Here is a 16,491-nt window from a genome sequence, read left to right on the forward strand (position 1 = left end):
CGCCCGTGCTCACCGCACCCGGTGCGCTCCGGGGGAGGGCGTGGCCGCCCGCAGCGTCGGAGCGGCGTAACCGCGCTTGGCGAAGGCCGCCGCGACGCCGTCCCGGACCGCGTCCAGGCGCTCCTCCGCGACGAGCGCGATGGCGCTGCCACCGAAGCCGCCGCCGGTCATCCGGGCGCCGCGCGCGCCCGCGGCCACCGCGGACTCCACCGCGGTGTCGAGCTCCGGGCAGGAGATCTCGAAGTGGTCGCGCATGGACAGGTGCGAGGCGGTGAAGAGCGCGCCCACCTCCGGCAGCGCGCCGGCCCGCATCAGGCCGACCGCCGCGTTCACCCGGTGGATCTCGGTCACCACGTGCCGCACCCGCCGCCGCAGGACCGGGTCGGTCAGCGTGTCCAGGGCCGCCGCCAGGTCCTCGACGTCGCGCAGCGCCGCCACGCCGAGCTGCCGCGCGGCGCGCTCGCACTCGGCGCGCCGGGCGGCGTAGCCGCTGCCGGTGTCGGCGTGCCGGTGCTGCACGCCGGTGTCGATGACCAGGATCCGCAGTCCCGCCTCCTCCAGCGGTAGCGGGACGTTGCGCGCGCCCTCGGTGCGGCAGTCCAGGAACAGGGCATGGCCGGCCCGGCAGCGCAGCGACGCGCTCTGGTCGAGGATGCCGGTGGGGGCGCCCACGAAGGTGTTCTCCGCGCGGCGGGCGAGGCGGGCCATGGCCGGGAGGTCGCCGGCGAGGCCGGCGAGCCCGAAGGCGTCGGCCGCGGCCAGCAGGGTGGCGCACTCCAGCGCCGCGGAGGAGGAGAGCGCGGCACCGACCGGGAGGTCGGAGTCGAGCCGGATCCGCGCGCCGACGCTGTCACCGGCGAGGTGGCCGGCCTCGCGCAGTGCCCAGAACACGCCGGCGACGTAGCCGCTCCAGCCGGTGTCGCGCCGCCGGTCGCCGTCCAGCTCCCGGGTGGTGAACCGCGCGGGCTCCCCGGGCCGCTGCGCGCTGCGGATCTCGATCACGCCGTCGTCGGTGGGGGTCAGCGCCAGCGAGACGCCCCACGGGACGGCCATGGGCAGGACCAGGCCGTCGTTGTAGTCGGTGTGCTCACCCATGAGGTTGACCCGCCCCGGGGCGCGCCAGACGCCCGCCGGCGCCGAGCCGTAGTCGGCGGTGAAGTCGGCGGCCAGCTTCTCGGGGTCGACCAGGTCGCTCACGGGCCACCGCTCTCTCGGGGAGGGCGCGGGAGCCGGGGAGGCCGCCCGGCGGCGCGAGGAGAACCAGTTCCGGATGCCGCCGGCCATCACGCGCCCCCGCCGGCGTGCGCGGCGGCCGGCCCGGCCCCGGCGGCCGCGGAGTGGAACTTCCAGGCGTCGGCCACGATCGCGGCGAGCCCGGGGCGGCGGGGCAGCCAGCCCAGTTCGTCGCGTGCGCGCCGGCCGGAGGCGACCAGGGCGGCGGGGTCTCCCGGGCGGCGGCCGTCCTCCACCACGGGGATGGGGTGGCCGGTGACCTCGCGGCAGACCTCGACGACCTCCCGCACGGAGAAGCCGGTGCCGTTGCCGAGGTTGTAGACCCGGTGCCGGCCGGGAGTGCAGTGGTCCAGCGCGAGCAGGTGCGCCTCGGCGAGGTCGGCCACGTGGATGTAGTCGCGCACGCAGGTGCCGTCGGGCGTCCCGTAGTCGGTGCCGAACACCGACACCGCCTCGCGGCGGCCCAGCGCGACCTGGAGGACGATGGGGATGAGGTGGGTCTCGGTGGTGTGCCGCTCGCCGCGGCCGTCCTGCGCGCCGGCGACGTTGAAGTAGCGCAGGCTGACGGCCCCGATGCCGTGCATGCGCGCGTGCTCGGTGAGGGCGGCGTCGATGGCGGCCTTGGTGGCGCCGTAGGGGTTCGTGGGCCGGACTGGGGCGTCTTCGGGGATCGGCACCCGCTCCGGCTCCCCGTAGACGGCGGCGGTGGAGGAGAAGACGATGCGGCGCACGCCGGTGGCGCGCATGGCCTCCAGCAGCGCGAGGGAGGCGCCGACGTTGCCGCTCCAGTACATCTCGGGGCGGGCGACGGACTCCGGCACGATCGACTTGGCGGCGAAGTGCAGCACCGCCTCGACGCCGTCGGAGAGCACCTCGGCGGCGCGGTCCCGGATGTCGCCCCTGACGAACACGCACTCGGGCGGGACCGCGTCGCGGTGCCCGGTCGACAGGTTGTCGAGGACCACCACCTCGTGCCCGGCCGCCACCAGCTGGGCGGCGACCACGCTGCCGACGTAGCCGGCGCCGCCCGTGACCAGAACTCTCACTGCGCTCCTCGTTCCGTGTGGTCCGCCCCGCCGCCGGGGACGGGGCCCAGGGCCGCACGCAGCCGGTGGGCGGCGTCCTCGGGGGAGATGTCGTTGATCCACGCCTCCATGCCCGACTCCGAGCCGGCGAGGTACTTCAACTTGCCGGCCGCGCGGCGCAACGTGAACAACTGTAGGTGCAGCCCGAACTCGGGGTCGGGAGTGCCCGCCGCGTCGACCGGGGCCTGGTGCCAGGCGGCGATGTAGGGCGCCGGCGCGGGGAACAGCCGGTCGAAGGCGCGCAGCAGCGCCAGGTAGACGCCGGCCAGGTCGTCGCGCTGGTCGCCGTCCAGCAGGTGCAGGCCGGGCACCCGGCGCCGCGGGAACAGCCGCACCTCGTAGGGCCAGCGGGCGGCCGCGGGGACGATGGCGGTCCAGTGGCCGGTCTCGACCACCACCCGCACGCCGGCCGCGCGCTCGGCGGCCACGGCGTCGTCGAACAGGTTGCCGCCGGTGTGCTCGCGGTGCCGGCGCGCGGCGGCAGCCATCCGGCGGATGCGGGGCGGCGGGAACGGGAAGCCGTAGATCTGCCCGTGCGGGTGGTGCAGGGTGACCCCGATCTCCTCGCCGCGGTTCTCGAACGGGTACACGTGGGCGACCTCGGGCATGGCGGACAGCTCGGCCGTGCGGTCGGCCCACGCCTCGATGACGGTCCGGGCCCGCCGCGGCGTGAGGTCGGCGAAGGAGGCGGTGTGGTCGGAGGTGAAGCACACCAGCTCGCAGCGGCCGGTGCCGGGCCGCGCCTCGACGGCGGGATCGGTCGGTGGCTCGGGGGCCGGGACCGCCGGCGTCGCGAGGGAGGGGAAGCGGTTCTCGAAGACGACCACGTCGTAGTCGTCGGCCGGGATCTCGGTGAGCCGGTCGCCGCGGGTGGGGTCGAGCGGGCACTCGTCGGGCGGCGGCAGGAAGGTGCGGTCCTGGCGGTGTGCGGCGAGGACCACCCAGTCGTCCAGCAGCGGATCGCGGCGCAGCTGCGAGGACGGTGCGGCCGGGGGGAGCGGTCGGCGGTCGGGCGCTTTGGCGCGGCCGGTGTCGGGGGTCTCGTCGAAGTAGATGATCTGGCGGCCGTCGGCGAGTCGGCCGGAGGAGCGCCACACCTGGGAGTTTCGCACGGTTTCCCGCTACCTGGGAGAAATTGGCTGGACAAAAGCGATCATATTCGATCGACCTCGGTCAAGGAGAGGGGGTGAGTGGCACGGCCGGTCCGGCCCGGCGGGGCTGTCCGCCCGGCACGGGACCGGCGCGCCCACATCCCCCTTCTCCGGGCCGGGCGAAGACGGCACCCCACAACCGCCGCGCGGTAGCACACCGGCGAGGGAGCGGCCTGGCGGCCGGACGGCGCCCTCTCCCGGTGCTCCTGCCCGGCGGACTCCTTCGGGCGGCGGCGTCCACCACGGGCCGTTCACCGGACCGCGCCCGCAGGGCGCCGCCGGCGCGCGGAGCCGTCGCCAGGAGCGCGGCGACGGCGCTCCTGGCGCGCCCGGGCGCGCCAGGAGGTTCCCGGAAACTCGCCGCGCGCCCGTTTCGGTGCGGCCGACCGGCACGCTAACGTCGGTCGCCACCGGTGGCGAAGCGACCATGGAGCTTGCGTGGCGGCACGAGGGCGGAGGATCACAGAACGCGTACGGCGGTACCACGGCGCGGCGATGGAGGCGTACTGGTCGCTGCGCCGGAACCGGCCCGTGCTCGACCACCTCGTCAGGGCGGTCGAGCGCTACACCGACCGGCGCGGCGACAGCCTGGCCGCCTCGGTGACCTACTACGCGTTCCTCTCGTTCTTCCCGCTGCTCGCACTCGGGTTCTCGGTGCTCGGCTACGTGGCCGAGTTCAACATCGAGGCCCGCACCTACCTGGAGCAGGCGGTGTGGGAGACGCTGCCGGGGCTGGCCGAGGGGCTCCCGCTGGACGAGATCGCGCGGGCCCGCGCCGGCGCGGGGGCGCTCGGTCTCCTCGGCCTGCTGTACGCGGGGCTGGGCTCGGTGGCCGCGCTGCGGGAGGCACTGCACGCCATCTGGCTGCGGGACACCGCGGCCGCCGGCAATCCGGTGCTGACGAAGCTGGGGGACGCGGCGGTGACGGCGGTGCTCGGCGGCGCGCTGCTCGCCTCGGTCGCGCTCACGGGCATCGCGCAGGCGGCGACGGGGTGGCTGCTGTCCTGGTTCGGGCTCGACGGCTCCCTGTTCGCGTCGATCACGCTGCGCGGACTCGGCCTGCTGATCGCCGTCGGGATGGACATCCTCATCTTCTTCGTGCTGTTCGCCCGGTTGTCGGGCGCGGGCCGCCCCTGGGGTCCGGTCTGGCGGGGGGCGCTGCTGGCCGCGGTGGGCTTCGAGGCGCTCAAGGCGACCGGTGCGCTGCTGATCAGCGGGACGCTGTCCAATCCGGTCTACGCCTCCTTCGCGGTGCTGGCCGGCTTGCTGGTGTGGATCAACATCGTGCTGCGGTTCCTGCTGTTCACGGCGTGCTGGGCCGCCACGTGGCTGCCGGTACCGCCCCCGTACCAGGGCGCGCCGCCCATGGCGGCCGGGCCGGTCGCCGCGCCGGAGCTACCGGCCGCGCCGGACCTGCCAGCCGAGCCGGAGCGGCCGGCCGGTCCCCGGGCGGACCACCGCGGCCGGCGGCCGAGGGCGGTGCTGCCGCGCGCCGCGCGGGCCGCGGCGGCGGGTGCGGCGGCGGCGGGGTGGGCGCTGTGGGCGCGGGAGCGCGCGGCCCGGCGCGCGGCCGAGCGCGGGCGGCGGCCGTCCCGGCGCTGACCGCGGTCGGAGCCCCGGAGGGATCGCGTGTCGCTCACATGAGGGTGCTCGCGGCCGTCGTTGGGTAGCGTGGGACGCAGGCGTCACCGGCGGCACCGTGCGCGGCCCGGTGCGGCGGTGCCGGCCGAGGACGGCTGCCTAGTCACGTTCGGGTAGGGGCGCCCGGGGAGGATGACCCGTTGCGATGGGGCGGCGTGGTCATTTCGGATCATGGTGGCTGGTTTCCCGGCGCGTCCGCCGGCACATCTGAAATTCTCGGTTCTCGTCACCGGCCGTCAACCGGTGCCCGTCGAAGTCCGATGGATCATGCCACGCGTCAATCGTCAAGGAGTGCAACCGGTCATGGGACGCCCTGACATCGATATCGATGTCTGGCCTAGTGTGCGTCACAAGTCGGTGCGCCCACCGACCGGAAGACCGCGCGGAGGTTGATCGTGGCCATCGAATTCAACGCGTCCGACCACGCCACTCTCGGAGTGGAGTGGGAGCTGCAACTCGTCGACGTCGGCACCCGGCACCTGCGGCAGGAGGCGCAGCAGGTCCTCGCCGAGCTGCCGGACCTGAGTGAGACCTCGGACCGCCCGCCGCTCCGGCACGAGCTGATGCAGTGCACCATCGAGGTCGTCACCGGCGTGTGCGAGACCGTCGAGGAGGCCAAGGCCGACCTCGGCGAGAACATCAGGCGGATGCGGCAGGTGATGGATCCGCGCGGCGCCGCGCTGATGTGCGCCGGCACCCATCCCATGGACGACTGGCGGGACCAGACCCTCTCGCCGGTGCAGCGCTACGGCGAGCTCATCGACCAGATGCAGTGGCTGGGGCGGCGCATCCTGACCTTCGGCGTCCACGTGCACGTCGGGATCCGCTCCCGCGAGAAGGCGGTCCCGATCGTCAACGCCCTCGCCCACTACCTTCCGCATTTCCTCGCCCTCACCGCCTCCAGCCCGTTCTGGAGCGGGCACGACACCGGCCTGGCGTCCAGCCGGTCGGTCGTGTTCGGGGCGCTGCCGACCGCCGGCCCTCCGCCGCACCTGAAGGACTGGGCGTCCTTCGAGGAGTACATGGAGACCCTGCTGCGGGCCGGCACCATCTCCAGCATCAAGGAGGTGTGGTGGGACGTCCGCCCGCATCCGGACTACGGCACGGTCGAGATCCGGATGTTCGACGGCATCCCCACCATGCGCGAGGTCGGCATGGCCGCCGCCCTCTCGCAGAGCCTCGTCCACATGTTCGACCAGCAGCTGGACCGCGGATACCAGCTGCCCAGCCCGCCCTCGTGGGTGGTCAACGACAACAAGTGGCGGGCGACGCGGTACGGCCTGGACGCGCGCGTCATCACCGACGAGCGCGGCGGCACCGTGCCGCTCCGGGACGATCTGTACGAACTCGTCCGCGAGCTGGAGCCGGTGGCCAAGCGCCTCGGCTGCGCCGAGGACCTGGACGTGATCTCCGACATCCTGCGCAACGGCGCCTCCTACGAGCGCCAGCGGGCGATCATCGACCAGGGCGGCACGCTCAACGACGTGGTGGACGCGCTGGCGGCGGAGTTCCGGGCGGGCACGCCCGGCGCGCCGCCGGCCGGCACCGCACGGGGAGAAGCGACAACGGATGACAACGGGGCAACGGACGCCGGCGCCGGTGGCGAAGGCGCCGGCCGAGAACATACGTCGAGAAAGAGGGGGCCCTCGCATGCAGGGGCGTGACCTGCAGGAACAGCTGACCGCATTTCTGGCTCGCCGGAAGCGGGAGATCATCGAGTTCCGGCGAGACCTCCACATGCACCCCGAGCTCGCGTTCGCGGAGCACCGCACCACCCAGCGGCTCGCGGACCGGCTCCGGGCCGCCGGCCTGGAGCCGGTGGTCCTCCCGCAGGGCACCGGCCTGATCTGCGACATCGGTTCCGGCGACGGCCCGATGGTGGCGCTGCGCGCCGACCTCGACGCGCTGCCCCTCACGGACGAGAAGGACGTCCCCTACCGCTCCACCGTGCCGGGCGCCGCGCACGCGTGCGGGCACGACGTGCACACCACCATCCTGCTGGCCACCGGGGTGTTCCTGGCCCAGCAGGCCCGGGCCGGTGCGCTGCCCGGCCGGGTGCGGCTGCTCTTCCAGCCGGCCGAGGAGCTGCCGGGCGGCGCCCGCGAGGTCATCAACGCCGGCGGGCTCGACGGGGTGGACCGGATCTTCGCCCTGCACTGCGATCCGCGGTTGAAGGCGGGCCAGGTGGGGCTGCGGGTGGGCCCCATCACGGCCGCGTGCGACCAGCTGCTCGTCCGGCTCTCGGGGCCGGGCGGGCACACCGCCCGCCCGCACCTGACCGCCGACCTCGTCTACGCGCTGGGCAAGGTCGTCACCGAGCTGCCGGCCGCGCTGTCCCGCCGGGTGGACCCCCGCGCCAGCTTCAGCCTGGTGTGGGGGCGGGTGGCGGCCGGATCGGCGGCCAACGCGATCCCCGACGACGCGGTCGCCGAGGGCACCGTGCGCTGCCTGGACGACGCCGCCTGGCACGCCGCCCCCGGCCTGATCCAGGAGTTGCTGGACTCCGTGGTGGGCGCCTACGGCGCCAGCGTGGAACTGAACTACCGGCGTGGCGTCCCGCCGACCGTCAACGAGGCGGATAGCGTGCAGATGCTGCGCGACGCCTGCACCCAGATGCTCGGCGAGCAGGCCATCGCCTCCACCCCGCAGAGCCTGGGCGGCGAGGACTTCGCCTGGTACCTGGAGCAGGTGCCCGGCGCGCTCGCCCGGCTCGGGACGCACGGGCCGAACTGGGACTCCCCGATGCTCGACCTGCACCGCGGCACCTTCGACGTCGACGAGAACGCCATCGGGGTCGGCGTGCAGCTCATGGCGGCCACCGCGCTCACCGCGCTGTGGGACGGCCGCCGGCCGCGCACCGAGGAGCCGGTCGAGGACGCCGCGCTCGCCTGATCGAGGCGGCTGCCCGCGCCCTGCCCGGTCCGCCGGGCGGGGCTGTGGACGGCGCCGCCCGCGCCCGTCCCAGGTGGCATCCTGAAACACATGAGCCACCAGCTGACCCTCGACCAGATCCGGCGCGCGCCGAAGGTACTGCTCCACGACCACCTCGACGGCGGGCTGCGGCCGGCCACCGTCGTCGAGCTCGCCGACGCCGCCGGCTACACCCGCCTGCCCACCCGCGACCCCGCCGAGCTCGGCGCGTGGTTCGAGGCCGCGGCCGACTCCGGGTCGCTGGAGCGCTACCTGGAGACGTTCAGCCACACCGTCGGGGTCATGCAGACCCGCGAGGCCCTGACCCGTGTGGCCGCCGAGTGCGCCGAGGACCTCGCCGCCGACGGCGTGGTCTACGCCGAGGTGCGGTTCGCCCCCGAGCAGCACCTGGAGGCGGGGCTGCTGCTGGAGGAGGTCATCGAGGCCGTCCTGGAGGGCTTCCGCGTCGGCCAGGAACGGGCGGCGGCGCACGGCCGGTCCATCCGGGTCGGCACGCTGCTCACCGCCATGCGGCACGCCGCCCGGTCGCAGGAGATCGCCGAACTCGCCGTGCGCTACCGCGACGTCGGCGTGGTCGGGTTCGACATCGCGGGCGCCGAGGCGGGGCACCCGCCCACCCGGCACCTGGACGCCTTCGAGTACCTGCGCCGTGAGAACGCCCACTTCACCATCCACGCCGGCGAGGCGTTCGGCCTGCCGTCCATCTGGGAGGCGCTGCAGTGGTGCGGTGCCGACCGGCTCGGCCACGGCGTGCGCATCGTGGACGACATCGAGGTCTCCGACGGAAAGGCCCGGCTCGGGCGGCTGGCCGCCTACGTCCGCGACAAGCGGGTCCCGCTGGAGATGTGCCCCAGCTCCAACATCCAGACGGGGGCGGCGGCCTCGATCGAGGAGCACCCCATCGGGCTGCTGCGCGACCTCCGGTTCCGGGTGACCGTCAACACCGACAACCGGCTGCAGAGCGGCACCACGCTCTCCGCCGAGTTCGCGAAGCTCGCCGAGGCGTTCGGCTACGGCTGGGACGACCTCGAATGGTTCAGCGTCAACGCCATGAAGTCGGCCTTCCTGCCGTTCGACGAGCGGCTCGCCCTCATCAACGGCCAGATCAAGCCCGGGTTCGCGCGGCTGAAGTGGGCCACGGAATGACCACCTTCACCCAGCCGGTCCCGCGGGTGCTGGGCTGGATCTGGATCGCTGTCGTGCTGCTGAACCTCATCGACCTCGCGGTGCGCGGGCGCAGCTACGCCGCCGTGGTGGCCGGCGCGGTCCTCCTCCTCAGCGCGGGCGCGGTCTACGTCCTGGCCCTGCGGCCGCGGGTGGTGGCCACCGACCGGGGCGTGCGGGTGGTGAACCCCCTGCGTGAGGTCTTCGTGCCCTGGGCCGCGTTCACCTGGGCCGACGTCACCGACGTGCTCCGGGTGCACGCGGGGGACCAGGTGTTCCGGTCCTGGCCGTTGCGCGAGACCCGGCGGGCCCGCGTCCGCGACAACCTGCGGCGGGCCGCCAGCTCCGCGGACGTGACCGCGGTCGACGACCGGGACCCGCGCGACATGCGGCCCACGGAGCTCGTGGCCAGACAGCTGCGCCAGGAGGCCGAGCGCGGCAGGGCGCGGGTGCCGGCGGACGGCGGGGCCGCCACCGAGCCCTCGGTGCTGTGGTCGCCCGACGCGCTGGTCGCGCTGGGCGTGCCGTTGCTCCTGCTCGCGGCGGTGCTGCTGTTCGCGTAGTTCCTTTCGGAAGAAGCGGCTTGACCGCACCCCGCCCCGGATGGTTAGGTAAGGCATGCCTAAGAGGTTCTGGGGCGGTCGCGGTGGCCGCGCGGATCACCGTCCGTCCCGGGGCCCTGGGCGCCGCGGGTCAACTGAATAGCGGGCGCGCCGCCACGTATCGCCACGCGTGGCAGGGGACCGGGACGTCGCGGGGACAGACCGGCTTCCCCCATGGCGCGCAGGACGGGAAGTTCCGGAGAAGCACGGTCCGGCGGCCGGCGAGTCTGCGGGGACTCGCCGCCGGACCGTGCGGAGACCGCACCGCCGGTCTCGCGACCAGCGCCGTTCATCCCCGGCCTCGGGATGCTGCTCGCCACGCAGCGCCGGCCGCGGAACCGGCACGCGGTCTCCACCTCCTCCCGGGGAGGGACGCGCACCCCTGGCGCGGAAGGGGGCTGCGGAGTCCCTTCCCCGGGACTTCTCTACAGCCGCAGCAAAATCTTGTTCAGCAGCCCGCCCAGGTCGTGGGCGCGCTCACGGGCGATCGCGAGTACGCCGTCGGCCGTGACCAGCCGGCCCGTCGGCGTCACCGGATCATAGCCGGCCAGTGCGAGCCCGAGCACGTCCGCGCCCATCTCGACGGCCGCGATGGCCTCCAGCGCGGTCGACATCCCCACCAGGTCGGCGCCCACGGTGCGCAGCATGCGCAGCTCCGACGGGGTCGGGAACTGCGGGCCGGGCAGCTGGGCGTAGACGCCCTCGGCCAGCGACGGGTCGGTCTCCAGGGCGATCTCGCGGAGCCGCCGGCTGTAGACGTCGCTCAGGTCCACGTAGTCGGGTCCCAGCAGCGGCGAGCGGCCGGTGAGGTTCAGGTGGTCGTGCAGCAGGATGGGCTGCCCCAGTGCGAAGTCGGAGCGCAGCGATCCCGCGGAGCTGGTCAGCAGTACGGTGCTGGCGCCGGCCGCGATCCCGGTGCGGACCGCGTGCGCCACCTGTCTGGCGCCGTACCCGTCGTAGAGGTGGGTGCGTCCGAGGTAGAGCAGCACGAGCTTGGCGCCGACCCAGACCGCCCGTGCCGTGGCGCTGTGGCCGGGGGCCGAGGGCGGCACGAAGCCGGGCAGGGTGGAGATGTCGATCTCCAGGTCGGGTGCGCCCAAGGCGTCGGCGGCGGATGCCCACCCCGAGCCGAGGACGATCAGGGCGTCGTAGGAGTCGGCGCCGGTGCGGATCCGCAGCTCCTCGGCGGCCCGGACGGCGAGGTCAATCGGTTCGGCGATCGCGGTGGCATAGCGATCTTGGGTGGATTCGCTCACATAACCGAGCGTAACTCTTGGTAATCAATGTGCGAATGATCGCCACGCAGTGTGTTCGTTTCTGGTAATGGTGCCGCCTCCGGGCCGGATCACAGGTCCACGGAGGCGCACGGCCGGCCCCGCAGCTCGGCCACGTAGGCCGCCGGCGCGCCGGCCTTCTCGGCGGCGTCGGCGATGGCGCCCAGGCTCAGTGCCGAGGGCAGACCGCCCTCGTAGTCGTTGAGCACGTAGACCCAGGCGGTGGCGTCGCCGTCCAGCAGGGTCCGCACCCGCACCCGGATCCGCGAGTAGACGCCGTTGTCGGTGCCCTCCCAGGAGTCCAGCAGCGGTTCGTCGCACGCGGGGACGTCGTAGAGGGCCACGAAGACGCTGGAGCCGGAGTCCTCGACCAGCGTGGTCAGCGCGCCTCCCCACTCGCTCCCGCCGCCGCCGAAGGTGAGCCGCCAGCCCGCGAGCCAACCGGTGCTCCACAGCGGCGAGTGCGGTGCGCGCTTGGCCATGATCTCGGGATCGAGGTTGCTGCCGTATGCGGCGTACAGAGGCACGCGGCACATGCTACGTGCTTGATCGGGGGAGCGGTGCGATATCCGCAGCCCGCCATGACGGAGAATGGAGAATGCGACAGGCGAGCACAAGAGGCGGTTAGCCCCGCAAATGCGGCCCACACGGCTGTGGCGTGTCCCGCACCGGGAGCCGGGCCGGCCAGAAGGAGTGAGTACAGACGTGACCAGGGTCGTGATCATCGGTGGCGGGCCGGGAGGCTACGAGGCCGCACTCGTGGCGGCGCAGCTCGGAGCCGATGTGACGGTGGTGGACCGCGACGGCATCGGGGGCGCCTGCGTGCTGACCGACTGCGTCCCGTCCAAGACGCTCATCGCCACATCGGTCCGCATGAACTACGTGACGGACGCCGCCACCCTCGGCATCAACGTGGGCGACGAGGCGGAGGACAAGGACATCGTCCGGATCGACCCGCGGACGGTCAACGAGCGGGTGAAGCGCCTCGCGCGGGCGCAGTCCGACGACACCGCCGCCCGCATCGTCAAGGAGGGCGTGCGCATCATCCCGGGCACGGCGCGGCTCGTCGATCCGCACATCGTCGCGGTGGGCGAGGAGCGGCTGCACGCCGACGTCGTCCTCATCGCCACCGGGGCGCACCCCCGCGAACTCCCGACCGCGCGCCCGGACGGCGAGCGCATCCTCACCTGGCGGCAGCTCTACGACCTCGACACACTGCCGGAGCGCCTGGTCGTGGTGGGCTCCGGCGTCACGGGGGCCGAGTTCGCCAACGCCTACCAGGCACTCGGTTCCGACGTCACGCTGGTGTCCTCGCGCGACCGCGTGCTGCCCACCCAGGACCAGGACGCGGCCGAGGTGCTGGAGAACGTGTTCCGCCGCCGCGGGATGAACGTCCTCGCCAACGCGCGGGCCGAGTCGGTCACCCGGGTCGGCGACGGCGTGGTGGTGCGGCTCTCCGACGGCCGCACGGTCGAGGGCACGCACTGCCTCATGACGGTCGGCATGATCCCCAACACCAGCGACCTCGGCCTGGAGGAGATCGGCGTCCGGCTGGACCGCGGCGGGTTCGTCGAGGTCGACCGCGTGTCGCGGACCTCCACACCGGGCGTGTACGCGGCGGGCGACTGCACCGGCGTCAACATGCTCGCCTCCGTCGCCGCCATGCAGGGCCGCATCGCCATGTGGCACGCCCTCGGCGAGGCCGTGGCGCCGCTGAAGCTGTCCACCGTCGCCTCGACGGTGTTCACCAACCCGGAGCTGGCCGCCGTGGGTTGCAGCGAGGCCGACGTCGTCTCCGGCCGGGTGGACGCCCGGATCGTCAACCTGCCGCTGGACACCAACCCGCGCGCCAAGATGCACGGCACCAAGGACGGCTTCGTGAAGCTGATCTGCCGCCAGCACACCGGCATCGTGCTCGGCGGCGTCATCGTCGGCCCGCGCGCCAGCGAGCTGATCCTGGCGGTCTCCGTGGCCGTGCAGCAGCGGCTGACTGTCGACGACCTCGCGCACACGTTCTCGGTCTACCCGTCGCTGTCCGGCAGCGTGACCGAGGCCGCCCGCTCGCTCATGCAGGCCTCGCCGGAGTAGCCCGGGGCGGCACGCACGCGAACGGGGCCCGGCCGCACTGGCCGGGCCCCGTCAGCGGTTCAACGAACGAAGCGGGTCGACGGTGACCGAGGAGGGCGAGCGCCCGGCTAGAAGTCGCCGAACCCGCCGAAGTCGCCGCCCTCGAAGCCGCCGCCGCCGAAGTCGCCGAACCCGCCGAAGTCGTCGCCTCCGCCGACCTCACCGGCTCCGACGTCGCCGGCTCCGGCGGCCCCCATGTCGGCCATGCCGGCGCCCATCATGGAGGCGCCCATCATCGAGCCCATCATGTTGCCGATCATCATGCCGGTGAACATGCCCATCATCATGTCCATGCCGAAGTAGCCGCCCGCGTAGGGGGCGTAGGCCGGGCCGGCGTCGTAGTAGGGCCGGCGGTGGCCGTCGACCTCGACCATGCGGACGTCGGGGTGCCCGCCGGTGAGGACCGCCTGCGAGCAGGTGACGCACGCCGGGACCGAGCGCGGCGCGCCGCCGGGCGGCGCCCACATCACGTCCTGCTGGGACGGGCCGTGCTGCGGGTTGAAGAAGCACGGCTTGCGGCGCTCGGGGACCGGGCGGCCGTCGAGCCGGGCGCGGGTCGCGGTCATGTAGTAGCGGCCGTCCTCCAGCGCGGTGGTGACCTGCTGGATCTCCTCGGGCCGCTGGATGGTGTCCAGGGCCGTCTTGGCGCGGTCGTAGGAGTCCATGGCGTGCGTGTAGTCGCGGCGCGTCTCGTCGTCGACGCGCGTGAGGTCGATCTCCAGCTGGGCGACGTCCTCGCCGAGCCGGGTGACGTCCTCGGCCGCCATCTGCTTGATGTCGGCGAGCTCCTGCGCGGCCTTGGCCTCGCGCTTCTTCTTGGAGTTGTACAGGAAGAAGCCGCCGCCGACCACGGCGAGGGCGAGGACGCCGAGCAGCACCGCGCCGAAGACACTGGAGGACCTGGCCGCGCTCGCCTCGGCGTTGAGCTCCTGGACGTAGGCGTTCAGGCCGTCCACGGGCGTGCCCTGCTCGCGGGCGGCGGCCTCGGCGCTGTCCACCGCGCTGTCGCTGAGCACGGTGGAGTCCGAGGCGAGGTCGCTGCCGGACACGATGACGTAGGTGCCGTCGCCGATCTCCGACTGCACCTGGCCGGCGAAGGCGCCCGCGGCGGTCCGCGACGTGAAGGTGCCCTCGGGGAAGACCGCGATGTAGACCGGGGTCTCGGAGTTCTCGGCGATCTGGCTGAGCGTTCCGGCGTCCGCGGACGAAACGAGCTCCGCGTCCGGGGCCACGTAGGCGTGCTCGCTCCGGAGCGCGCTCACGACCTCGTTGACGTCGGGATCGGCCGCGGCGCTCGCGGGCGCGGCGGCCAGGACGACGGTGGACACTGCGGCGAGCAGTGCGGGTATTACCAAGCGGCGCAACATGTCTGTTCCTCTCGCCTCCCTCACCTGTCTCTGACGAATGGGACCGGACGAGGGTTCCCGGCGGCCGCCGGCGGCCGGACCTCCCAGCGGAACAGGGGGCGGGCCGCCCGGAAGCGGCCCGCCCCCTGCCGGGGCTGGTGCGCGGTCAGCGCGGGTCGGCCGCGGACGCGTCGGCCGCGGCTGGGGCGTCGCCGGAGGCGGGGGCCACCGCGGGCTCCCGCCCGGTGCCCTCCGCCGGCTCACGGGCGGTGTCCTCGCCCTGCCCGTCCCCCGCGGCGACGAAGCCGTCGAGGCCGCGCCGCGCGTGGAAGCGCTCGACGTCCAGGATCTTCTCCCGCTTGGCCACGATGGCCGGGATGAGCGCCTGGCCCGCGACGTTCACCGCGGTCCGGCCCATGTCCAGGATCGGGTCGACCGCGAGCAGCAGGCCGACGCCGTCCAGCGGCAGGCCCAGCGTGGACAGCGTCAGGGTGAGCATGACGGTGGCCCCGGTGGTGCCGGCGGTGGCCGCGGAGCCGATCACCGAGACGAACACGATGAGCAGGTAGTCGGCGATGCCGAGCGGCAGGCCGTAGAACTGGGCGACGAAGATCGCCGAGACCGCCGGGTAGATCGCGGCGCAGCCGTCCATCTTCGTGGTGGCGCCGAAGGGCACCGCGAAGGAGGCGTACCCGCGCGGCACGCCGAAGTTCGTCTCGGTGACGCGCTGGGTGACCGGCAGGGTGCCGAGCGAGGAGCGCGAGACGAACGCGAGCTGCACCGCCGGCCAGACGCCGGTGAAGAACTTGACCGGGGACAGGCCGTTCAGCCGGGCGAGCACCGGATAGACGACGAACAGCACGAGCACGAGGCCGGCGTAGATCGTCAGGGAGTAGGTGCCGAGCGCGCCGATGGTGGTCCAGCCGTAGCTGTAGACGGCGTTGCCGAGCAGGCCGACGGTGCCGAGCGGCGCGAGCCGGATGACCCACCACAGCACCTTCAGGACGACGTCCAGCGCGGAGCGGGTGAAGGCCAGGAACGGCTCGGCGGAGGGGCCCACCTTCACGGCGGCGATGCCGATGGCGATGGCGATGGTGATGAGCTGGAGGGCGTTGAAGTCCAGCGAGGTGCTGAGGACACCGGCGTCGTCGGCGGAGGTGCTCGCGCTGAGCCCGAGGAAGTTGCCCGGGACGATGCTCTCCAGGAAGGCCAGCCAGGAGCCGGTTCTGCCGGGCTCGCCGGCGGTGGCGGCGTCCACTCCGCTGTTCAGCCCGGGACGGACGATGAGGCCGAGCGCGATGCCGATCGCGACCGCGATCAGGGCCGTGATGGCGAACCACAGCAGCGTCTGGGCGGCCAGCCGGGCGGCGTTGGTGACGTTGCGCAGGCTGGCGATGGAGGAGATGACGGCCAGCAGGATGAGCGGCGGGACGATCGTCCTGAGCAGGGTGACGAACGTCGAGCCGATGGTGTCGAGGGTGACGGCGAGCCAGTTCGGGTCTCCGTCGCCGACGGGACCGATCTGGCGGGCGACGTAGCCGAGCGCGACACCCAGGACGAGGGCGACGAGGACCTGTATGGCGAAGGGGATGCGGCGTAGGGCGGCTAGCACGGGGTGACTCCAGGATCAGGGTGTGAACGGAATCCGCAGGAGCGGCTCCGGTGGACGCCGGTAGGCAAGTCACCGCCGCGGTCGCCCGGGGTCGGGCGGTGCGCGGCGGGAACGCGGTGCGTGGCGGATGGTCAGCGGCACCGACACGCGTCGCTGGCGAGCCGGCACAGGTCCACGTGCCGGCGCCGGGTCAGGCCCCAGAGATTTTTCACAAAGGTGACAATATCCGGCGCAATCGGGTTATTCCTAGATCCCGACCGGCGAGGCGTGAAATAGGCGACACGGCGGGGTGCCGCCGCCCGGACCGGTGGCGGGCGGCGGGGGC

Annotated in this window: 14 protein-coding genes; 6 read left to right on the forward strand and 8 right to left on the reverse strand. The window is 73.5% G+C overall.

Annotation, left to right across the window (positions count from 1 at the left end):
- Positions 1-9 precede the first annotated feature (9 nt).
- The 3 genes from galK to galT all read right to left on the reverse strand — a co-directional run bounded on the left by galK (position 10) and on the right by galT (position 3,415).
- The gene (gene galK, locus DEF28_RS20195) at positions 10-1,197 is read right to left on the reverse strand and encodes a galactokinase (protein ID WP_233515429.1); all 1,188 of its coding nucleotides are present in this window, start codon (positions 1,195-1,197) and stop codon (positions 10-12) included.
- Positions 1,198-1,283: 86 nt separating this feature from the next.
- Positions 1,284-2,279: a UDP-glucose 4-epimerase GalE gene (gene galE, locus DEF28_RS20200; RefSeq protein ID WP_114399339.1), complete on the reverse strand. Its 996-nt coding sequence runs from the start codon at positions 2,277-2,279 to the stop codon at positions 1,284-1,286.
- Positions 2,276-3,415 carry a galactose-1-phosphate uridylyltransferase gene (gene galT, locus DEF28_RS20205; RefSeq protein WP_114399340.1) on the reverse strand — a complete coding sequence of 380 codons (1,140 nt, stop codon included), beginning with the start codon at positions 3,413-3,415 and terminating at the stop codon, positions 2,276-2,278. The genes galE and galT overlap by 4 nt, the downstream gene beginning before the upstream one ends.
- Before the next feature lie 549 nt (positions 3,416-3,964).
- Here galT and DEF28_RS20210 point away from each other — a divergent pair.
- The 5 genes from DEF28_RS20210 to DEF28_RS20230 all read left to right on the forward strand — a co-directional run bounded on the left by DEF28_RS20210 (position 3,965) and on the right by DEF28_RS20230 (position 9,768).
- On the forward strand, positions 3,965-5,071 hold the full coding sequence (locus tag DEF28_RS20210; RefSeq protein WP_114399341.1) for a YihY/virulence factor BrkB family protein: 1,107 nt from the start codon (positions 3,965-3,967) through the stop codon (positions 5,069-5,071).
- Between the two features lie 434 nt (positions 5,072-5,505).
- Positions 5,506-6,774, forward strand: coding sequence for a glutamate--cysteine ligase (locus DEF28_RS20215; RefSeq protein WP_114399342.1), 1,269 nt, complete (start codon positions 5,506-5,508; stop codon positions 6,772-6,774).
- Complete coding sequence (locus tag DEF28_RS20220) at positions 6,761-8,002, forward strand: M20 family metallopeptidase (protein ID WP_114399343.1); 1,242 nt, start codon at positions 6,761-6,763, stop codon at positions 8,000-8,002. Before DEF28_RS20215 ends, DEF28_RS20220 begins: the two co-directional genes overlap by 14 nt.
- A gap of 90 nt (positions 8,003-8,092) precedes the next feature.
- Positions 8,093-9,187, forward strand: a complete 1,095-nt coding sequence (locus DEF28_RS20225; protein WP_114399344.1) for an adenosine deaminase — start codon at positions 8,093-8,095, stop codon at positions 9,185-9,187.
- Positions 9,184-9,768: a PH domain-containing protein gene (locus DEF28_RS20230; protein WP_114399345.1), complete on the forward strand. Its 585-nt coding sequence runs from the start codon at positions 9,184-9,186 to the stop codon at positions 9,766-9,768. Before DEF28_RS20225 ends, DEF28_RS20230 begins: the two co-directional genes overlap by 4 nt.
- A gap of 464 nt (positions 9,769-10,232) precedes the next feature.
- Here the strand turns inward: DEF28_RS20230 and DEF28_RS20235 are convergent, their stop codons facing one another.
- Positions 10,233-11,063, reverse strand: coding sequence for a purine-nucleoside phosphorylase (locus tag DEF28_RS20235; RefSeq protein WP_374058221.1), 831 nt, complete (start codon positions 11,061-11,063; stop codon positions 10,233-10,235).
- A gap of 89 nt (positions 11,064-11,152) precedes the next feature.
- Positions 11,153-11,608, reverse strand: a complete 456-nt coding sequence (locus DEF28_RS20240) for a gamma-glutamylcyclotransferase family protein (protein ID WP_114399350.1) — start codon at positions 11,606-11,608, stop codon at positions 11,153-11,155.
- 178 nt (positions 11,609-11,786) lie between these two features.
- Here DEF28_RS20240 and DEF28_RS20245 point away from each other — a divergent pair, with 178 nt between their 5' ends.
- Positions 11,787-13,169: an NAD(P)H-quinone dehydrogenase gene (locus tag DEF28_RS20245; RefSeq protein WP_114399346.1), complete on the forward strand. Its 1,383-nt coding sequence runs from the start codon at positions 11,787-11,789 to the stop codon at positions 13,167-13,169.
- 107 nt (positions 13,170-13,276) lie between these two features.
- On the opposite strand, the gene DEF28_RS20250 is transcribed toward DEF28_RS20245, so the two are convergent.
- From DEF28_RS20250 to DEF28_RS29085, 3 genes are all read right to left on the reverse strand, one after another.
- Entirely contained in the window at positions 13,277-14,575 is a 1,299-nt protein-coding gene (locus tag DEF28_RS20250; RefSeq protein WP_114399347.1) for a chemotaxis protein CheA, read from the reverse strand.
- Positions 14,576-14,720: 145 nt separating this feature from the next.
- Positions 14,721-16,166, reverse strand: a complete 1,446-nt coding sequence (locus DEF28_RS20255) for a dicarboxylate/amino acid:cation symporter (protein WP_114399348.1) — start codon at positions 16,164-16,166, stop codon at positions 14,721-14,723.
- Positions 16,167-16,297: 131 nt separating this feature from the next.
- Complete coding sequence (locus DEF28_RS29085) at positions 16,298-16,378, reverse strand: putative leader peptide (protein WP_369122485.1); 81 nt, start codon at positions 16,376-16,378, stop codon at positions 16,298-16,300.
- Between the last annotated feature and the right edge of the window lie 113 nt (positions 16,379-16,491).

The sequence above is a fragment of the Marinitenerispora sediminis genome, assembly GCF_003336425.1.
Taxonomy (GTDB): Bacteria; Actinomycetota; Actinomycetes; order Streptosporangiales; family Streptosporangiaceae; genus Marinitenerispora; species Marinitenerispora sediminis.

Excerpts from the sequence above, each read along its gene's own strand:
- DEF28_RS20210 (WP_114399341.1), top strand. The coding sequence starts at position 3,965 with ATGGAGGCGTACTGGTCGCTGCGCCGGAACCGGCCCGTGCTCGACCAC.
- DEF28_RS20225 (WP_114399344.1), top strand. The coding sequence starts at position 8,093 with ATGAGCCACCAGCTGACCCTCGACCAGATCCGGCGCGCGCCGAAGGTA.
- DEF28_RS20220 (WP_114399343.1), top strand. The coding sequence starts at position 6,761 with ATGCAGGGGCGTGACCTGCAGGAACAGCTGACCGCATTTCTGGCTCGC.
- DEF28_RS20250 (WP_114399347.1), bottom strand. The coding sequence starts at position 14,575 with ATGTTGCGCCGCTTGGTAATACCCGCACTGCTCGCCGCAGTGTCCACC.
- DEF28_RS20230 (WP_114399345.1), top strand. The coding sequence starts at position 9,184 with ATGACCACCTTCACCCAGCCGGTCCCGCGGGTGCTGGGCTGGATCTGG.